Genomic DNA, 18173 nt, shown 5'->3' with positions numbered 1-18173 from the left:
GTCGATGGTTAAGCAGGCCTCACGGTCCAGCAGTTCGGCGGCATCCAGGTTGCTGTCCCGGCTTGCCAGATTAACGGTGAGTTCAAAGGGCTGGGAGAGGGCTTCCCGGTGGGTAAAGTCGATCACCGCGATCTCATCCACGCCGGGCAGTGTGATGGTGAAGTGCAGTCCCGTGCTGAGTGCCATGCTCCCTCCTGGAATCATCAACTGTTAATGAGAAACAGTGATAATAACGAGCCAGGAGCCCAGCACAACCCCTTAAGGGCAGGTGTCAGCGATGTCTTACAAAGCTTGTCGGCAATGTCTTACAAAAATGGTGTTTGGTGATTAAAAATTGAACAATTTAAGCGCGGCAGTGGGGGATGATAGTGGTACTCTGCCATTTTTGGGATCGCCGTTTAGGCTAGGCTCTGTCTGAAAACTGGCTGTGCTCGACCATACGGCGTTAAAAATCGGCTCGTGCGCGAGTCCGATCAAAGTACTCATTTACAGTATGTAAACTCCGTCTTTTCGCCGATTTTTGCCTTGTCTGGCCTTCGCTCGCCGACTTTTCAGACAAAGCCTAGATAATATTGAAGGAGAACCGTGTGTCGGGTGTGATTTATTGGCTGGATATGGCGGGGGTTATTGTGTTTGCCCTATCGGGCGTGATTCTGGCATGCCGCTCGCGGATGGACCCCTTTGGCATGCTGGTGCTGGCTGCAGTGACAGGCATCGGCGGGGGTACCCTGCGGGATCTGGTGTTAGGTGTGCGTCCGGTATTCTGGGTGGCCGATTCCACCTATTTATGGGTCATCCTGATCACGGTGGGCGTGTCGTTAGTGGGGTTTCATTATATCCACCGTCTGTCGAGGGGATTTTTGCCGGTCGCGGATGCGTTTGGGCTGGCACTATTTACCGTTATTGGCACCCACAAAGCGCTGTTGCTGGGTACGTCGGGGTTGGTGGCCGTCCTCATGGGCATGATGACGGGAGTGGCGGGAGGGATGATTCGGGATGTCCTGGCTCAGCGGGTGCCGATGGTGCTGCGTGAGGAGGTATACGCCACTGCTGCCATAGCGGGTGGCATTGTATATGTTGCATTAGATGGGCTGGGAGCGCCGCTTACCATGACCATCGCCGCCGCTCTTATGGTCACCTTGGGGCTGCGGCTGGCGGCGATTCATTGGCACCTTGCGCTGCCGGTATTTGCCTGGGTAACGTTACCCCCAAAAACCACCGATGAGGGGGCACCGCTCTCTACGCACGAAAAAGCGAAGGAGCGGGTAAGGATGATTCGACGGGAAAGAAAGCGGCGTTAAGTGCCAGCCGGGCTTCACCCTTATGAGGCCTAAGGTCTGGGAAAGCGATTCGCTTCTCGCCAGCGATCAAACCAACGCCGTGGCTGTAACACCCGTAAGGCTGGTTCGCTATCGACCAGTTCCACACCTATTCCCAATGCGCCAAGGCGGGCATAAAGGGCGCCATTGGCGCTCTTTTCGGCCAGTGTGACGTCGGAAAGCATCAGCAGTGGGCCCCCGGTCAAGGCGAGGTTATGCAGCCGGATACGCTCGCCATTAATCTGCAGTTCAGCGCTTCCGTTAATGTTATGCACGTTTAACAGCCTGCCTAACCAGTCGTTTTCGCGGGCACGGGCCAAAAAGAGCCGGGCAAGCAGGCCAGTATCCCGCATGGCCAGGCGTAGCTGGCTGTTTAGCCGAACAGGATCTCCCCACTCCAGTTGCGCCTCATCCATGGTGAGCTGAACCCACCAGCCCGCATCCTGAGTGCCTTCTGCGCTCATGCGTAATACATTTTCCAGGCGTAGAAACGAATCGTTGGCTGTAAAATGGCGTGCCTCCACATCGCCGTCGGTGAGCTGTAAATGCAGCTCAACATCGCCCCGTAACTGCTGGTCAAGCAGTGCCATATCCGCGCCAAAGGCGCGCAGGGTGATTTCCCCCTGGGCATTTAATCCCTCTAACAGCCATTCGCTGGTAAGGCTGGCCTGGCCACCGAGTAGGCTAATCCCGGCATTCTCCGGCAGGTAGCGGTTATAGCGAGTAAAGTCGGGCACTTCGGTGATCGGTAGTGCGATGCGGGTAGTGAAGTAGGCGGGCTCGGGGGATTCGAGCACATCACTAAAACGGTCGGTTTGCGTGGTTAAGGCAAAGTGACGGCCTTCCAGGTGGGGGCGGTCATCGTCTTGACGCATAAGAGAAAAGTGGGGAATGCCAAGCGAAAGCTGGGCCTGTTCGGCACTATCGAGCTGGGCGGTGAGTTCGCCCCGGCCAGTGGCAAGGTAGTCTAAAAAGGCGACTTCCAGTTGGTTGGCATTCACCCGCAGGCGGGTAGGCGCCAGAAGGCGGTCATCACGAAAGGCGCCTTCGGCGAACAGTTGCCCATTACCTGAAAGGGCAAGGCCATGGGCATCAGGCAGGAAGGTATTGAGGAACCCCAGCTGTTGAACACTCCCTTCGAGGATAAAGCGACCGCTAGGGATGTTATTGTGGCGTTGGAAATGCCCTTCTCTTAGCATGAGGGTGCTTTCCAGGCGTTCAGCGAGTGACTGGGTATCCGCTACCTGCCAGCGCAGGCGTGTCCCACTGATGTCCAGGGCTGTGCCATCCAGTGCTGCCTGATGAATGGCTAATGTCAGTTGGGCATTGCTTTCCAGTGTGCCGCTTTGCTCGCTGTGTTGCCAGCGAGTGGTTAGCTGTTCCCCCGCAAGGGAGATCTCACCGCTAAGCTGCCCGGTGGTGAAGGTAAGTTGCCCGTGGCTGGCTGCCAGGCCGCCAAGCAGCTCTACGGGTGTCGAATCAGGCAATAGTGCTGCCAGGTACGTTTGCAGCACGCTGATGTCCGGTAGCCTGGCATCCTGCCAGTACAGTGTTGCTGTCGCATGCTCCCGTGCCTGCTCCGGGTCGATTGAGCTAAAGGCATTCAGGGTGATATCAGCATCAGCCAGCAGCGTTTGCTGGTGATGGTTAAGCGTGGCATCGGTAAATACCAGACTGGCATCGACCATCTCTTCCGGCGATAGCTGGGCAGTCAGGGTGCCACTGCCACGTGCTGCAAAATCAAGCAGCTCAGCGGCAAGTTCTGGAGCCTGAATAGCCAGTATTGCTTGATAAGGGCGGGCATCGCGAAGGGTGAAGCTGGCTTCGATATGTCCATGCCCGGAAAGCTGAATGCCCTGGTCGTCAAAGGTATGGGCCAGATAACGGTCAAGCATATCCAGACGGCTAATATCTCCCTTGACCTCAAGGGTGGCGCCAGTGGGAAGTTCCAATCGGTCGAGACGTCGGTTGGGAATGCTGGTAGCGAGATTGAGTTGGGTATTGGTGGCATAAGGGTGAGTGTCTGCGAGTACCACATTAGCCAGATCGGTAGCGAACTGCAGTTGGCCGTTTTCTACTGCCAGACGCACCTGGCCTTCACCTGTGGCGGTATGGCGCGGTGGTGGCATGTCGGCAATCAGCCAGCGTGGTGCTTCTTCTTCATGGGCGCGCAGGCGCTGTTCATCAATGGATAAACGCAGCGCCGGTGCATCCAGAGTAAGCTCACTTCCGGCCTGGAACTCTCCTCCCTCAAGGGTCAACTCGCCTGTCAGGGCACCGCGACCATCCAGGGTTAACCAGGGGAGTGCTTCCAGGTAGGGCATAAAAACGTCCCAGGCATCTGCTTGAGCATCTATAGTAAGTTGTGTCGATAGAGCGCTAAGCAGTTCTGCGGTGAGCTGCTCGCTGGGAACGTGCGTTGGTGCAATCGCTGTAAGGGAGGCGGTGGTGCGGAGGTTAATATCGCGTACTAGTGTGGTCTGGTCAGTCAGGCGTATTAGTCGGCCCTGAGTAATATCCAGTGATACATAGGGGACTGCCAGCGTTTCGCGACTGAACTGCGTATCTGTTACCTGCAACTGGCCTTCGGCTTCCAGGGCTATATCGCCGACGGTCAGGCGGCGAATGCCGTTGGCATCCAGCGTCTGGATATGCAGTTCGCCGCGTAACAGCGACAGTAAGGACAACGAGAGTGTTGCCTGCTGGGCTTCCACGGTGATCGGCAATGCATCGTCGTCCCTGGCAAGGTAGAGGTTTTCCACCTCCCAACGGCCAGGGTGCAGGCTTGTCGCATTTGACCAGCGTACTTCTACATCTTCAATATGTGAAATACGTTGTGGCAGCCATTGGCTGTTTAACAACCAGTGGCTGCCAACCAGCCATATGAGCGCGAGCATCAAGGTCATTATCAGCGCAATGAGCAGAGCACGTGGCAGGCGTTTTCGCGTGGGTTTCTCGTTTGTCATACCGGTTTCCAGGCAGGTGCCTCCTGTTGGCGCGTGTTTTATGGCATTATGCGTGACGTGGAGCAATTATGGGTTTTCGATTTCAACGCTAGGCAGGCAGCAAACGCCATGTTTAAGGATTATTACGCGCAGCGCGGAGAGTATGTGGTGATCTCCGCAGAGCAGGCCAGCCGTTTCGCCAAAGGTGTGGCCGGCGATTACAATCCAATTCATAACCCGGGCGCGCGCCGTTTTTGCGTACCTGGTGACCTGCTATTTACGCTGGTGCTTGTGAAGTTTGGGTTGTCGCGACAAATGGAATTTCGCTTCACCAATATGGTAGGTGCTGACACACCTCTCAAGTTTAGTGAAGCAGAAAATGGCGATCTTCACGTGTGTGATGAGAGCGATAAATGTTATCTACAGGTGGTTCGCAGTGGTGAAATAACCCGAGATGAAGTCGCTGTTGAAGCGTTTGCCCGCTGCTATGTGGCGTTTTCAGGTAAAAACTTTCCACATTATCTTAAGCCATTAATGGAGCAGCATGGGGTGATGTTCAACCCCAAACGCCCATTGGTTATCTACGATAGCATGGGCTTTTCCCTTGAGCGGTTAGATGGCTTTTCACCTGACCTGGCCCTTAACCAATCTTCTCTGGAGGTGCAGGGTAAACGGGCGGAGGCTCTCTTGGAGTTCTCTATTGAGTCGGGGGGGCAGGCGGTGGGTGTTGGCTCTAAAAAACTGGTGGTTAGTGGGCTGTGTGACTATGATGCCATGGAAATGGCGGCCATCGTGGATGAGTTTTATCGCTTAAAAGCGGCTTACGAAGCCGCCTAGCAAGCTAACGCAATTTAATGCATAGCCTCTACTTACTTGAGGCTATGCATCGTGTGGTATCAGTTATTTTCACCTTCTGACGCGACGGTCAAGCCTACCGTGGTCACTCTTTCTCCCAGAATGCCTTCCACTACAAGGTCAATCCCATCATCCAGCTTGAGCGTGTCACCTGCGCTTAACGGCGTGGGCAGTTTGGAGTGTAATAGGGCATCCAATGTTGTACTACTCTCACTCTCATTAATGGCAAAGCCATAAGAATGGCGTAAATCGCCAAGAGTAGTGCTTCCTTTTAACCTTAACGGTTGGTCGGGAAAGTCATTACTGACAGTGTCGGGGGCGTCAGAGAATACACAATCGACAAAGGGGCGTGTTTCTGGGCGCAGTACCACAAACAGGTGATCTCCCGCCTGTAACTCGGTGGAACCGCGTGGTGGAATAACCTCTTGACCTCGCGTGATCATCGCCACCACCGTGGTATCAGGTAGCGCCATTTGTGAAAGGCGACGACCGGCTGCACGTGGCTGTTCGCTTAGTGTGTACTCCACAATATCGGCATCCACTTCATCCAGTGCGGTAATCTCAAGGCTGGCGGCGGGAAGCGCAGGCGGCTTCTCGGTCAGCTTCAGCTTGCGAGCCACAATAGGCAGCGTTGTACCCTGGATAGAGGCTGAGATCAGCACTACGAAAAACACCACGTTGAAGATCAGTTCAGCTCCTTCAAGACCAAACATAAGCGGGAAAATAGCCAGGATAATAGGAACCGAACCACGCAGCCCTACCCAGGAAACCAGGCTGGTTTCGCGGGCATTAAAGCCGAATAGCTTCATGATGGGGACTACGGCAATCGGGCGGGCTATTAAAATGAGCACCGCTGCAATGGCAAGCCCTTCAAACCAGACATCCAGCAGCGAAAGAGGATCGATCAGCAGGCCCAGCATTACGAACATGATGATCTGGCTTAACCAGGCAAGCCCGTCATGGAATAAAAAGGTGCTGCGCTGGAAGGCGATACGGCGGTTGCCGATAACCACTCCTGTTAAGAAGATCGCCAGGAAGCCGCTACCGCCCAGGTTGGCAGAAATACCGAAAGAGAGGAAACCACACGCAGCTACCATCACGGGATAGAGGCCAGAAGCTACCAGGTGGATACGGTTGATAAGTTTGACCGATGCCCAGCCAACCCCAATGCCGACCAAAGCGCCTACCCCCATCTGAACAACAAAGAGTTGTAATAACCCTGCGCCCGGCTCCATACCGTTAACGAGGACTTCCAACAGGCCAACGGTTAAGAAAATAGCCATCGGGTCGTTTGAAGCGCTCTCGATTTCTAATGTTGATTTCAGGCGTTTGTTGATGTGAATGCCCGCGTTACGCAGCAAGGAAAATACAGCAGCAGCATCAGTGGAGCCGACAATTGCGCCAAGCAGCAGACCTTCAAGAAGGGATAAACCCAGGATATAAGCGGCAGCAACGCCGGTAATAAGTGCTGTTACCAGAACGCCTAACGTGGCTAGTAGCGAGGCTGGTTTCCACACTGCCTTGATGGAGGAGGTAGGTGTTTGTAGTCCGCCATCAAACAGGATCATGGCCAATGCCATGGTACCCAGCGCGTGGGCCCAGGCAGGATCGTCAAACGCAATTCCGCCAATACCACTTTCGCCAGCCAGCATACCAATGACTAAGAATAAAACCAGCACCGGAAGGCCGATTCGCGCGGATAGTTTGCTCGATAAAATGCCCACCAAGAGCAGTACTGCGGCAAGTAAAATAAGCTTGTCGACTAGAAACATAAAGTGTCCTTAATGGCTACGACTTAAATGCCGATAGACAGCTATCCTGCTGTCATCGTTGGTGAATCAGTCAATACTGTTGATATGGGTGTCGCGGGCAGGAGGAGCGCGAGGGGGAGGGCGGCGGTTATCCCCTGTTCGGTAGAGGAATACTATCCAGGACAAGCTGACAATCAGCGCGATGCTCAGCGATTGGAGGGAGAAATACGTGCTTAAAAAGGCATCGTCGACGGGCGAATCAAAAATAAAGGGAGCAGGATCGCCGGACAATTTTTTTTGCGCTTCATGACGAATGCGGGGCAGTTCTGGCAGATATGCAAAACTACGTTGATCAGTATGATTACTGAAGGACTGGCTGGTTTGCTTAACGTCTTTAAAATGAGGCGCGTGCAGGTGGCTCGATGAGCCAAACATTAGCACTAAAAAGCAGCATAGGCCCAGTGTCCGAGTAATTCGGCGCGATGTACTCTCGCTGTGACTGGGTGTTCCGCTAGGCTGCATGGTTTCTTCCTTTTAGACCTATATATCATCCTGTCTTTATAGGAAGGTCGTCAAGTTGCCCGCCGGGTAAACGGGGGCGATTAACACGGTAGGGGGTTATGTCGCATTGGATGTCAACGGCATGACATCCACTTCTACCTCAAGCTGGTGATCACCACCGCCATTCATCACACCCTTGAGTGGCGCAACGTCTGCATAATCGCGCCCCCAGGCCAGAACCGGGTGCTGCTCGCCAGCGATGGTGCCATTGGTGGGGTCCAAAGAGAGCCAGCCCCAATCGGGAATCCAGGTGGCCAGCCAGGCATGGGATGCATCTGCCCCGATCAGCCTTGGCTGGCCGGGAGGCGGCTGAGTTTCCAGATAGCCGCTAACGTAACGTGCTGCCAGGCCCACCGAACGCAGTGCGCCAATGGCTAGGTGAGCAAAGTCCTGGCACACTCCCCGGCGATTAGCCAATACGTCACTCAGCGGGGTGGCCAGTGTGGTGAAGCTGGGGTCGTACTCAAAGGTGTCGTAAATGTGTTGGTTCAGCGCCAGTGCTGCTTCGACCAGGGGGCGACCTGGGGTAAAGCAACTGTATGCAAAGGCCGCCAACTCTTCACTACGGCGGATAAACGGCGAGTCCAGGCGGTAGAGCTGCATATCAAAATGGCTGTCCGCGCTGAGTTGTTCAGCAACGTGTTCCCATGCGGGCGAAGAGGCTGGCAATGGCCCAATCGGCTGGGTGTTGAGGGGGGTGACCACTGTAACGTCCAGGGTTTGGTGGACGTTTTCCATGGCAAAGTAGAGTACACGATTGCCAAATACATCGCGCCTTTCAGCCTGCACCTGGGGCATGGGGCTAATGGTTAACTCTGAAGCTCCGCACTGCTGATGCTGGGTTTTTCGCGGCAGCACTCGCGCCTCACTATGGCACAGGGTGACCGGTGCGCTGTAGTGGTAGCGCGTGGTGTGCCGCAAGGTGTAATTCATTCGTCGGGCTCCATGCTGACTAATTGGCGCGGCCGCTCTACATGGCTGAAATGGCTGTGGCTGATGGCGTCAGAAAGCGCATTCAGGGGCTTAATCAAGTCATCCAGCAGCTGCTCCAGCGCATCTTGCGCTTCGGGTGTATCGGCAAGATGGCTCAAGCGGTCAATATCGGCCAGATGCAGTGTCGCGTTTGCCTGGATCAACAGCCGTCGTTCGGCGTTGCGGTAGGGCGATGAGCTTCCGGGCAGTCTATCCATCTGGCGTTCAAGCCGCTTAAGCATGTAACCCACTGAACGCGGGTTGGTCTCATCAAATAGCAGCAGGTCCAGAATCGCTTCTGGATGCAGTTCGCTACGGTAACGTCTGCGGTAAGCGGTAAAGTTATCGGTGGTGGCGAGTACCACTTCCCACAGCGCCAGCCCAGGAGAGTGAGGAGCATTCAGGGTGAGTTTCAGCAGTGAGAGCAGCCCTAAAACACGGTCTAAAAAGCGTCCGATATCCATAAAGCGCCAACCGTAGTGGTGGGGCATGGTTTCGTTGCACAACCCAAAGAAAGCGGCTATTTGCGCTGAGAGACCCTCGCAGGCGCGGCGGGCGGCACTGGCGCCAAGGCTTGGGTTAAAGGTGCTGACCCGCTGCCGTAACTGGTGGAGTACCCGCCAGGAGTCGTCGCCCAGGTGGTCGCGTACGCTGCGGGCATTGCGTAGTAGCTGGGCAAACAGCGGCTGTAATGCCTGGGGGTCGCTATCATCAAACTGGGCTAACAGCGCCGTGCGTTTTTGCGCAAAGCCTACCAGGGGAGACTTAACCTCCTTGTTATCACTGCTTAGTGTGGTGATTTCCAATGCCAGCAGCAACTCATTGAGTAGCTGATCGGCAATTTCGTCCTGGTCGTACTCCATTAGCCGCATAAGTGCTTCACGTAGCAGTCGGGCACGTGAGTCCAGGCGTTCACCGTAGCGCCCCAGCCAAAACAGGCTTTCGGCGACACGGCTGGGCAGGTCGGTTCCGTCTCGGGTGGCCACCACCGGGCCGCGTGCCTGGCGTAGCTGGCTGACATGAGGCTGTGGCGTATTGGCTGTCACCCATACATCTTTCACGACCGGACTGCTTAATGACGGTGAGCCGGGTTCCCCCACCCAGGCCAGCCCTCCTGGCATTACATGGTAATCGCCACGTTGCTGTCCAGCGGTGGCGACACTGCCCGGCGTACGTGAAACAAAGCAGCGCAGGTTGAGCGTGGTGGGTCTTAAACGCTGCATCTGGTGATCAAACACCGGAGCGGTGGCGGCCTGTGTGCTGGCATTAGCATTGGGTAACAGCAGGGGTTCGCCAAGCAGATGCTCGCACAGGGCGGGTAAATAATCGGCGAGTTCTGGCGATTCAAGAATGCCCACCCCAAGTGCATTGGACATTGCCACGCCGTTGGCTCGGGAGGCCTGTAGTAATCCTGGCACACCCAACTGTGAATCACCCCTGAGCTCCAGTGGATCACAGTAGGCGTCATCACAGTGGCGCAATACCACGTCCACTGCCTGTAAACCACCTAATGTACGCAGCCATAGTTTGCTATCTCGCACGACCATATCCTGGCCTTCTGCCAGATCGATATTGAGGTAGTTGGCGAGGTAGGCGTGCTCAAAGTAGCGTGGGCTACCTGGCCCAGGGGTAAGTAATACGACACTGGGGTTATCTTTGTGCTGGTAGGTCAGTGCGGTTAGCGTGCGGTGATACTTATCCAAAAAGCCCGCTAGGCGCTTTAAGGGTGCATTGCGATACATTTCCGGTAGGGCGCGGGCCATCAAAATGCGGTTTTCCAGCGCAAAACCAGTGCCGGAAGGGGCCTGTAGGCGGTCGCCAAATACGCGCCATTGACCCTCGGCATCCTGTATCACGTCAACGCCATGGAAGCTGATGGCAGGTCTGTCGTTGGGCTGGGAGCCATGGCAGGGAAGCAGATAGTGGGGGGATGCTAATAGTGCCTGGGTTGGTAGCAAGCCAGCATCAAAGAGCGTTCGGGCACCGTAAATGTCATTATATAGCGCGTTAAACAAGCGGCTTCGCTGGGTCAGGCCAACCTCCAGCGCCTGCCACTGGGCCTGACTGATGACCCAGGGGAGAGGATCAAGTCGCCATGAGCGTCCCTGGGTGTCATCGTGCATATTAAAGATGACACCGTTTTCCGCCAGTAGCCGCTGGATTTCTTCATGCTGCTGGTATCGGCCATCCGCTCCTAACGCTTCAAGGGCGCCGAGCAGGCTTTGCCAGCCAGGGCGCAGTTGGCCCTGGCGATCGAGCAGCGCGTCGAAAGTGCCGGGCTGTCCCTTGCCTAGCTGATTCAAGTAATCCTCAACGAGCCCGGCGGCGCCGAGTTCAAGCAGTGAGGGAGAGACAGGGGCCGTCATGATCCTTGTTGTCCTTAGCCGGTAAGGGGCGGATTATCCTGCAGCTGGCGTTAATATGAAAGCATTAGCTTGGGCGCCAGCGCAGGTCCAGTGTATACGGCAGCTCCTGGCTGAGCATTTCAGCCGCAGGTGCCTGAAAACCATGGCCATGACCGTTATCGCTGAATCTCCCCAAGCGCCGGGCCTCGGCTTCAAAGGCGTTAACGGGGAAGGTTTCAAAACTACGCCCCGTTGGGTGTACCACGTAATAGGTGCAGCCTGCCACTGAGCGCTGGTTCCAGGTATCCACCACGTCAAATACCAGTGGTGCGTGTATGGGAATTTGGGGATGAAGTGCAGAGGGTGGCTGCCAGGCACGATAGCGAACGCCTGCGACGGCTTCGCCGTTACGCCCGGTGGCGTTAAGCGGTACCCGTCGACCGTTACACGTCACTATATAGCGGTCTCCGCTCATACCGTTCACCTTTACTTCTAGGCGTTCGACGGAGGAGTCAACATAGCGTGCCGTACCGCCTGCGGTCGCTTCTTCGCCGAGCACATGCCATGGCTCGATAGCCTGGCGTAGCTCAATATTCAGCATGGGGGTGTGCAGGCGGCCATGCACTGGGAAGCGGAACTCAAGGAATGGTGCGAACCACTCCAGCTCAAAATCAAAGCCGTGATGGCGCAGGTCGCTGAGTACATCGCTTAAGTCCTCCCACAGGTAATGGGGAAGCATCCAGCGATCCTGCAGGGCGCTGCCCCAGCGCACCGGCTTGGCCCGGTAGGGCGTTTTCCAGCAACGGGCCACCAGGGCGCGAATCAGCAGCATTTGCATCAACCCCATTCGGGCATGGGGGGGCATTTCAAAGCCGCGCAGCTCCAGCAGCCCCAGTCGGCCACTGTCACTATCTGGCGAATAAAGTTTGTCAATACAGAACTCGGCGCGGTGAGTGTTGCCAGTCAGGTCAGTCAGCAGGTGGCGCAGCAGACGGTCCACCAGCCACGGCTGTACGACTTCACCTTCGGGCATTTGTTGAAGCGCAATTTCCAACTCGTAAAGCGCTTCGTGCCGTGCCTCATCCACCCGTGGAGCCTGGCTGGTGGGGCCAATAAACAAGCCTGAAAACAGATAGGAAAGCGAGGGGTGGTGCTGCCAGTAGGTGACCAGGCTCGCCAGCAAATCAGGGCGACGCAAAAACGGTGAGTCATCCGGGGTAATACCACCAAGGGTAACGTGGTTACCACCACCAGTGCCCGTATGCCGGCCATCCAGCATAAATTTTTCGGTGCCCAGGCGGGCCTGTCGCGCCTCATCGTAGAGTCGCTCGGTTTGGGCGACCAGGGTTTGCCAACTGGCGGCAGGCATAATATTCACTTCGATGACACCAGGGTCCGGGGTGATCATAAAGCTTTCAAGACGTGGATCGCGTGGTGGGGCATAGCCTTCGATCATTACCGGGCAGGCAAGCTCACGTGCACACTCCTCGATACTGCTGAGCAGATCCAGGTAGTGCTCTAACTGGGTCAGCGGTGGCAGGAAAATGTGTAAACGTCCGTCTCGTGGCTCCACGCACAAGCTGGTGTGAATAACACTATGCTCACGGTCGTTTTCGGCGCTGGGCTGCTGCTGTACTGCCTCACCTTCAGGATGGCTATGGCTTGGATGCAGGCTTTGACCATGGCGCTCAGCGCTGGAGTAACGGTGTTGCTCTGTGTGTCGTCTGGCGACCTCTCCGTGAATATCACCAATCTCAGGGCGTGGTGCAAACAGTGATTGTGGTTGGGGCTGATCTTCCGGGTCTGCCCAGGGCAGCGCGGAAAGAGGTAGGCGTAACCCCATTGGGGAATCACCGGGCACCAGGAACAGGTGGTCACGTTTCAATGGCCAACGCCCGCTTTCCCAGTGATGTGATTGGGCGATTGAGTGGCGAATGGGCAGGGCATAACCCACCACCGTGCCTAAATCCTGTTCCAGCAACCGGGCTAGGCGCCGGCGCTCGGCATCATCTTTTAAATCCGCTTTGCGCGGGTCAACGTTAACCGGCAGCGTTTGCTCTTTCCACAGATAGTAGTAGGCATCTTCAAAGGCGGGGATCCAGTAGCGCTGCGCAATCCCCAGCCGTTTACTGAGTGCGTGGGTAAAGCGCTGGGTCAGGGCATCATCGACCTCAACGTTGGGGGCTCCTTCCATACAGGCCAGCCATTTGGGATCACGCCATAGCGGTACACCGTCTTTGCGCCAGTAGCAGGCCAGTGCCCAGCGGGGGAGTGGCTCGCCGGGATACCACTTGCCCTGCTGCTGTTGAACCACGCTACCAGCCGCATAAGCTGCCTGTAGACGTGTGAGCAGCACCTCGGCGCGTTCACGCTTATGGTCACCCAGTGCGTCAGTGTTCCATTGAGGGCTTTCCATATCGTCAATGGAAACAAAGGTGGGTTCGCCCCCCATGGTCAGGCGCACGTCCTCTTGATTGAGCACGTTATCGACCTGATCCCCCAGGTGTACAATCTGCTGCCACTGTTGGTCACTGTAGGGTTTGGTCACCCGTGGGTCTTCGTGGATGCGCTCAATGTGCATCTCCACGTCAAACTCGACCTCGCACTTGTCGGAAAAGCCGGTGATGGCCGCTGCACTGCCGGTCGTCGGTGTTGCTGCAAGGGGAATATGCCCTTCTCCCGCAAACAGGCCAGAGGTGGGATCAAGCCCCACCCAACCAGCGCCGGGCAGAAATACTTCGGCCCAGGCGTGCAGATCGGTGAAGTCGACCTCGGTTCCACTGGGGCCGTCCAACGCTTTAACATCGGGTGTCAGTTGAATCAGATAGCCTGATACAAAGCGTGCGGCCAGCCCCAAATGGCGCAGAACCTGCACCAGTAGCCACGCGCTGTCGCGGCAGGAGCCGCTCTCCAGGGTCAGCGTTTCCTCACAGCTCTGTACGCCGGGTTCCATACGTACCAGATAGCTGATGTCTTCGTGTAGCCGCTGGTTGAGTGCGACCAGGAAGTCAACACTGGTAGTAGGCTCCCGCGACACCTTTTCAAGCCACTCCATCAAGCGAGGGCCTGCTTCGGTGACTTCCAGATAGGGGCCTAATTCCTTGCGTAGTTCCTCTGAATAGGTAAAAGGGATTTTTTGGGCGATATCATCCAGAAAGAAATCAAATGGATTAATCACCGTCATGGGAGCGATAAGCTCAACGGCAATGGTCAGCTCTTTGCGTGGCTCAGGAAACACGAGGCGGGCATTGAAGTTACCGAACGGATCCTGCTGCCAGTTTAAAAAATGATCATCGCCGGAAATATTAAGTGAATACGCATCAATATGGGTGCGGCAGTGGGGTGCAGGCCGCAGACGCACGACGTGTGGCGACAAACGCACGGGGCGATCAAAGCGGTAGGTGGTACGGTGATGCAAGGCAACGCGAATAGTCATGAGCCAGCCTCTAAAAAGCCATTACCAACCGATTAAACAGGTTCGAGGTATCGGTTAAGAAAGATAAGTATCGGAAGTATCGTTCCACTTGATCTTTTTTGCAGCTGCAATATGCACTAAGCCGTTTAAGAAGTGTGAAAAACACTAAATGCACTATTTTGGTTTGCTTGGCGCACCTTTTTTGTGCCTTTTAAAGGTATCTGTTTGTTTATCTCCCTTTTGAGGGGGGGCTGTAGTGAAAAGGTAAAAAGTTCTTTGAAGTTGAGGTGTCGTAGCGTTGAAAGATCGCAAAAGGTGGTACGTATTTTGCGTGGTTATATGTGCGAAGACTACGTTGATTGCGCGCGGCAGGCCTACACTACTGCTTAAGGAAGTTGCCGCTTCCACCCCAGCGCCAGGAGAGCGCCCATGAGCCAAGTGAATTGGAATAACTATGCGTGCCGTGATTATTACGATGAGCTGTTAGCTGCACCTGGTAAGCCTCGTGCATCGGCAGATGAGCTTTGCAATATGCTGGCCCGGTTTAGCGCCGAAGAACTAGCGGAGCGGAAAACAGCGGCAGAAATTGCTATTCGCACGATGGGAATCACATTTACCGTTTACTCTGAAGGGGCCATGATCGACCGTGCCTGGCCGTTTGATATTGTGCCGCGAATTATTTCTGCCAGTGAGTGGCGGAAAACTGAGGCGGGTCTTAAACAGCGCGTTCAAGCCCTTAATTTATTTATTGATGACCTTTATCACGATCAAAAAGTGGTTAAAGACAATGTATTGCCAGCAGAAGTATTGGCCCAGTCGGCTAACTTTCGTCCTCAGTGTGTGGGTGTGACCCCCCCTCATGGCATATGGGCCCATATTTGTGGCTCCGACCTCGTGCGTGGTGGTGATGGCACGCTGTATGTATTGGAAGACAATCTGCGTATCCCGTCCGGCGTTTCTTATATGCTTGAGAACCGCAACGTGACCAAGCGGGTATTTCCCGAGCTGTTTGCTTCGGGCAAAATCCTGCCGGTGGATGATTATGTTGCCCAGCTTTATGACATGCTGGCGGCTATGTCACCCCGTTCAGGTGATGACCCACAAGTCGTGGTATTGACCCCCGGCATCTACAACTCTGCTTACTTTGAACACGCCTATCTTGCCCAGCAAATGGGGGTGGAGCTGGTGCAGGGCAGTGACCTGCTGGTGGATGACGATGATGTGGTGTATATGCGTACCGTGGAAGGGCTGCGCCGCGTTGATGTTATCTATCGCCGGGTGGACGATGAGTTTCTTGACCCGGAAGCGTTTAATCTGGACTCAATGCTAGGGGTTGCCGGGCTAATGCGTTCCTGGCGGGCGGGTAAAGTGGCATTGGCCAATGCTCCGGGTGCAGGGGTCGCTGACGATAAAGTGGTCTATGCCTTTGTGCCTGAGTTGATTCGCTACTATCTGGATCAGGAACCGCTGTTGCCTAATGTGCCCAGTTACCTGTGCATGTTTGAGGATGACCGTAAATACGTGTTGGAGCATTTGGATGAGCTGGTGGTCAAGCCTGCCAACGAATCGGGTGGTTATGGCATGCTGATCGGCCCACGCTCCACCAAGGAGACCCGCGACGAGTTTGCCCGCTTGATTAAAGCCAATCCGCGTAATTATATGGCCCAGCCGACCCTGGCCCTGTCAACAACGCCTACTCTGGCCAATGGGCTGCCTCAGCCCCGCCACGTGGATCTGCGCCCGTTTATTCTCTCCGGGCCGGAAACCCATGTCACTACCGGGGGATTAACACGTGTTGCCTTGGTGGAAGGGTCGCTGGTGGTGAACTCTTCTCAAGGCGGTGGCAGTAAGGACACCTGGATAGTCGAAACTGATGAGAATGCGGCGCCGACCGCTGAGCAGGAAGGAGTCTAGCGCCATGCTGTCACGTGTAGCTGAAAACCTCTACTGGATGGCGCGTTACATCGAACGGGCCGAAGATACCGCACGCTTATTGAGCGTAAATAGCCACTTGATGCTGGATTTGCCGCGTCATCTACCCTTGGGGTGGGCACCGCTCATTGAGATGACCGGTACGCTGGAGGCGTTTAATGCCAGCCATTCCAGCTTTGATGAACGAAGTGTGGTGCACTTTTTATGTGCTGATGGACAAAACGGCAGTTCCATTCTATCCGCACTGGCGAGCGCCCGGGAAAATCTGCGTACCACGCGGGATGTGGTACCGCGGGAAATTTGGGAGGAAGTGAACCAGCTTTATCTTAGCGTTGCGGACCATGCCGAAAACGGCGTGAGCCTGCGGCGACGGGATGCGTTTTTGAAAAATGTGATTCGCGGCTGTCAGACCTTAACCGGTCTGATTGAGGGCACCTTGAGCCACGGTTCAGCGCGCACCTTTATTGAGCTGGGGCGTCAGCTTGAGCGGGCGGACATGACCACCCGTATCGTGGACGTTCGTTCGGCAAGTCTATTGCCTCAAAATCCAGAAGAGCTATTGCCATTTGAAAACCTGCAGTGGATGAGCGTGCTGAAATCGCTGACTGCCTATCAGATGTATCGCCAGCAGGTGCGCCTGCGGGTGCGTGGACCAGACGTGCTGCGTTTTTTGCTTCAGGACCCTAACCTGCCACGGTCTATTGCCTGTAGTCTGGAAATTCTGAGCCATGAGCTTCAACTGCTACCCAGGCAGGACCGCGTAGCGGCAACGGTATCGTTGGTGCGGGCAGATGTGGTCGATGCGGATATTCAGGCGCTCGCTCACTCGCCCAGTAAGCTACATGCATTTGTGGACGAACTGCAAATTGGTTTTGCTGCCATTCACGATACCCTGAGCACGACCTATTTTGTGAATGCGGATAATGTCCCCCGCGTGGCCCAGCGACAAAGTCAGGGCCACGCGGGCGATCATGACAACGATTAACTGCTGTTAAGCTTGGGGGCTGGCGTTCGCGTTCTGAATCAAGGTATGCAGATACGCCAGCTTATCCCGAACCGCAGGCGCAATTACCCCAGGAGCCAAATCCAGTAACCCCATGTCCCGGTTGAGTTCGTTGACTGCCAGCCCCACCTGATGGAAGGCGAGCAGCATGCCATCCAGGGTGCCATCGTGCTTTGCCCGGGAAAGCCCCATATGTAGCGCAGTATCCAGCACCGCCACCATATCCAGATAAAAGGCAAACGTTTCAGCAAAATCCTCCCAGGGGTGCATCGTGGCGTACGCAGAGATAAAGCGCGTTGGCCAGTCAGCCGGTGCTCCCTGTTGATAATACTGCTCTAATGCCTCGGCATAGGTAGGGTTGTTATGGTCACCAAACACCTGGCAACACTTGCCTTCATCCTGCTCTTTGACCAGTAAATCCCAGTAGTAGTGTCCAACCTCATGGCGGAAGTGGCCGATCAGTGTGCGATGAGACTCATTCATATCGACGCGCAAACGCTCGCGCTCAACATCATCGGTCTCTTTCACATTAATGGTGATATGGCCGTTAGCATGACCGGTATAGACTTTCTCCTGGCTGGCGGTGGAACGCCAGAGGCCCTGGTCGGGTAAGGCGTCCGCCATAAATGAGAAGCTGAGTGGTACACGTATCGCATCCCCTTCCGTGCCATGGGGAAGCTTTAATAAATTCAGGGTATGAAACAGTCGACGTTTAGCCGCCTCAAGGGCTGCCCAGCGCTCACGGTGACCACTGATATCAAGGTCGGGAATCACTTCGTTATAGCGGCAGCAGTCGCACAACGTATCGGCATGGCCCTCATCCATTATGACCATGCGGTTACATACATTCTCAACCGCGTAGTTATGGCACTTCATAAGAGTGGTGCCGCAACTGGTGTGCGTGCAGCGATAGCCGCCGCCCGAAAGAGGCTCCAGTGCGACGATATTGGTGCAGGCAGGGCACCACCCCACTTCGGATTCACAGCTAATGCAGTGAGTATTTTCAAAAAAAAGCGGGTTGCCGCAGCGGCAGCTAAAAGTCTGCATGGTTGCCTCCTTGTGTAATGATCACATT

At 55.3% G+C, this 18173-nt stretch carries 12 protein-coding genes; 4 read left to right on the top strand and 8 right to left on the bottom strand.

Features of this window, described 5'->3' with window-relative positions:
* Positions 1-186: hypothetical protein (locus tag HP566_RS03550; RefSeq protein ID WP_249975889.1), on the bottom strand; the 186-nt coding region annotated here is incomplete at its 3' end.
* Between the two features lie 401 nt (positions 187-587).
* Between HP566_RS03550 and HP566_RS03545 the strand changes: the two genes are divergently transcribed.
* A complete protein-coding gene (locus HP566_RS03545; RefSeq protein ID WP_249975888.1) occupies positions 588-1301 on the top strand; it encodes a trimeric intracellular cation channel family protein in 714 nt (237 codons plus the stop codon).
* Positions 1302-1330: 29 nt separating this feature from the next.
* Here HP566_RS03545 and HP566_RS03540 read toward each other — a convergent pair whose 3' ends face one another.
* Entirely contained in the window at positions 1331-4285 is a 2955-nt protein-coding gene (locus HP566_RS03540) for a hypothetical protein (protein WP_249975887.1), read from the bottom strand.
* A gap of 108 nt (positions 4286-4393) precedes the next feature.
* On the opposite strand from HP566_RS03540, the gene HP566_RS03535 reads away from it, so the two are divergent.
* Positions 4394-5101 carry a DUF3581 family protein gene (locus tag HP566_RS03535; RefSeq protein WP_249975886.1) on the top strand — a complete coding sequence of 236 codons (708 nt, stop codon included), beginning with the start codon at positions 4394-4396 and terminating at the stop codon, positions 5099-5101.
* 59 nt (positions 5102-5160) lie between these two features.
* On the opposite strand, the gene HP566_RS03530 is transcribed toward HP566_RS03535, so the two are convergent.
* From HP566_RS03530 to HP566_RS03510, 5 genes are all read right to left on the bottom strand, one after another.
* Positions 5161-6891 (bottom strand): potassium/proton antiporter, encoded by a 1731-nt coding sequence (locus HP566_RS03530; RefSeq protein ID WP_249975885.1) that lies wholly within the window; start codon positions 6889-6891, stop codon positions 5161-5163.
* 66 nt (positions 6892-6957) lie between these two features.
* A complete protein-coding gene (locus HP566_RS03525; RefSeq protein WP_249975884.1) occupies positions 6958-7392 on the bottom strand; it encodes a hypothetical protein in 435 nt (144 codons plus the stop codon).
* A gap of 96 nt (positions 7393-7488) precedes the next feature.
* The gene (locus HP566_RS03520) at positions 7489-8364 is read right to left on the bottom strand and encodes a transglutaminase family protein (protein WP_249975883.1); all 876 of its coding nucleotides are present in this window, start codon (positions 8362-8364) and stop codon (positions 7489-7491) included.
* Positions 8361-10769, bottom strand: a complete 2409-nt coding sequence (locus HP566_RS03515; RefSeq protein ID WP_249975882.1) for a circularly permuted type 2 ATP-grasp protein — start codon at positions 10767-10769, stop codon at positions 8361-8363. The genes HP566_RS03520 and HP566_RS03515 overlap by 4 nt, the downstream gene beginning before the upstream one ends.
* Before the next feature lie 64 nt (positions 10770-10833).
* On the bottom strand, positions 10834-14184 hold the full coding sequence (locus HP566_RS03510; protein WP_249975881.1) for a DUF2126 domain-containing protein: 3351 nt from the start codon (positions 14182-14184) through the stop codon (positions 10834-10836).
* Positions 14185-14592: 408 nt separating this feature from the next.
* On the opposite strand from HP566_RS03510, the gene HP566_RS03505 reads away from it, so the two are divergent.
* Both HP566_RS03505 and HP566_RS03500 read left to right on the top strand, forming a co-directional pair.
* Positions 14593-16077: a circularly permuted type 2 ATP-grasp protein gene (locus tag HP566_RS03505; protein ID WP_249975880.1), complete on the top strand. Its 1485-nt coding sequence runs from the start codon at positions 14593-14595 to the stop codon at positions 16075-16077.
* A gap of 4 nt (positions 16078-16081) precedes the next feature.
* The gene (locus tag HP566_RS03500) at positions 16082-17080 is read left to right on the top strand and encodes an alpha-E domain-containing protein (protein WP_249975879.1); all 999 of its coding nucleotides are present in this window, start codon (positions 16082-16084) and stop codon (positions 17078-17080) included.
* A gap of 6 nt (positions 17081-17086) precedes the next feature.
* On the opposite strand, the gene HP566_RS03495 is transcribed toward HP566_RS03500, so the two are convergent.
* Entirely contained in the window at positions 17087-18145 is a 1059-nt protein-coding gene (locus HP566_RS03495) for a zinc-binding metallopeptidase family protein (RefSeq protein ID WP_249975878.1), read from the bottom strand.
* Between the last annotated feature and the right edge of the window lie 28 nt (positions 18146-18173).

It is taken from the genome of Vreelandella olivaria (assembly GCF_023507745.1).
Lineage (GTDB): Bacteria > Pseudomonadota > Gammaproteobacteria > Pseudomonadales > Halomonadaceae > Vreelandella > Vreelandella olivaria_A.
The sequence above is the reverse complement of the archived record's forward strand: the minus strand, read 5'-3'. Positions and strand labels throughout refer to the sequence as shown.

What these genes read in the sequence shown, in the direction of transcription:
- HP566_RS03540 (WP_249975887.1), bottom strand. Translation starts at nt 4,285, where the DNA reads ATGACAAACGAGAAACCCACGCGAAAACGCCTGCCACGTGCTCTGCTC.
- HP566_RS03535 (WP_249975886.1), top strand. Translation starts at nt 4,394, where the DNA reads ATGTTTAAGGATTATTACGCGCAGCGCGGAGAGTATGTGGTGATCTCC.
- HP566_RS03530 (WP_249975885.1), bottom strand. Translation starts at nt 6,891, where the DNA reads ATGTTTCTAGTCGACAAGCTTATTTTACTTGCCGCAGTACTGCTCTTG.
- HP566_RS03525 (WP_249975884.1), bottom strand. Translation starts at nt 7,392, where the DNA reads ATGCAGCCTAGCGGAACACCCAGTCACAGCGAGAGTACATCGCGCCGA.
- HP566_RS03520 (WP_249975883.1), bottom strand. Translation starts at nt 8,364, where the DNA reads ATGAATTACACCTTGCGGCACACCACGCGCTACCACTACAGCGCACCG.
- HP566_RS03515 (WP_249975882.1), bottom strand. Translation starts at nt 10,769, where the DNA reads ATGACGGCCCCTGTCTCTCCCTCACTGCTTGAACTCGGCGCCGCCGGG.
- HP566_RS03510 (WP_249975881.1), bottom strand. Translation starts at nt 14,184, where the DNA reads ATGACTATTCGCGTTGCCTTGCATCACCGTACCACCTACCGCTTTGAT.
- HP566_RS03505 (WP_249975880.1), top strand. Translation starts at nt 14,593, where the DNA reads ATGAGCCAAGTGAATTGGAATAACTATGCGTGCCGTGATTATTACGAT.
- HP566_RS03500 (WP_249975879.1), top strand. Translation starts at nt 16,082, where the DNA reads ATGCTGTCACGTGTAGCTGAAAACCTCTACTGGATGGCGCGTTACATC.
- HP566_RS03495 (WP_249975878.1), bottom strand. Translation starts at nt 18,145, where the DNA reads ATGCAGACTTTTAGCTGCCGCTGCGGCAACCCGCTTTTTTTTGAAAAT.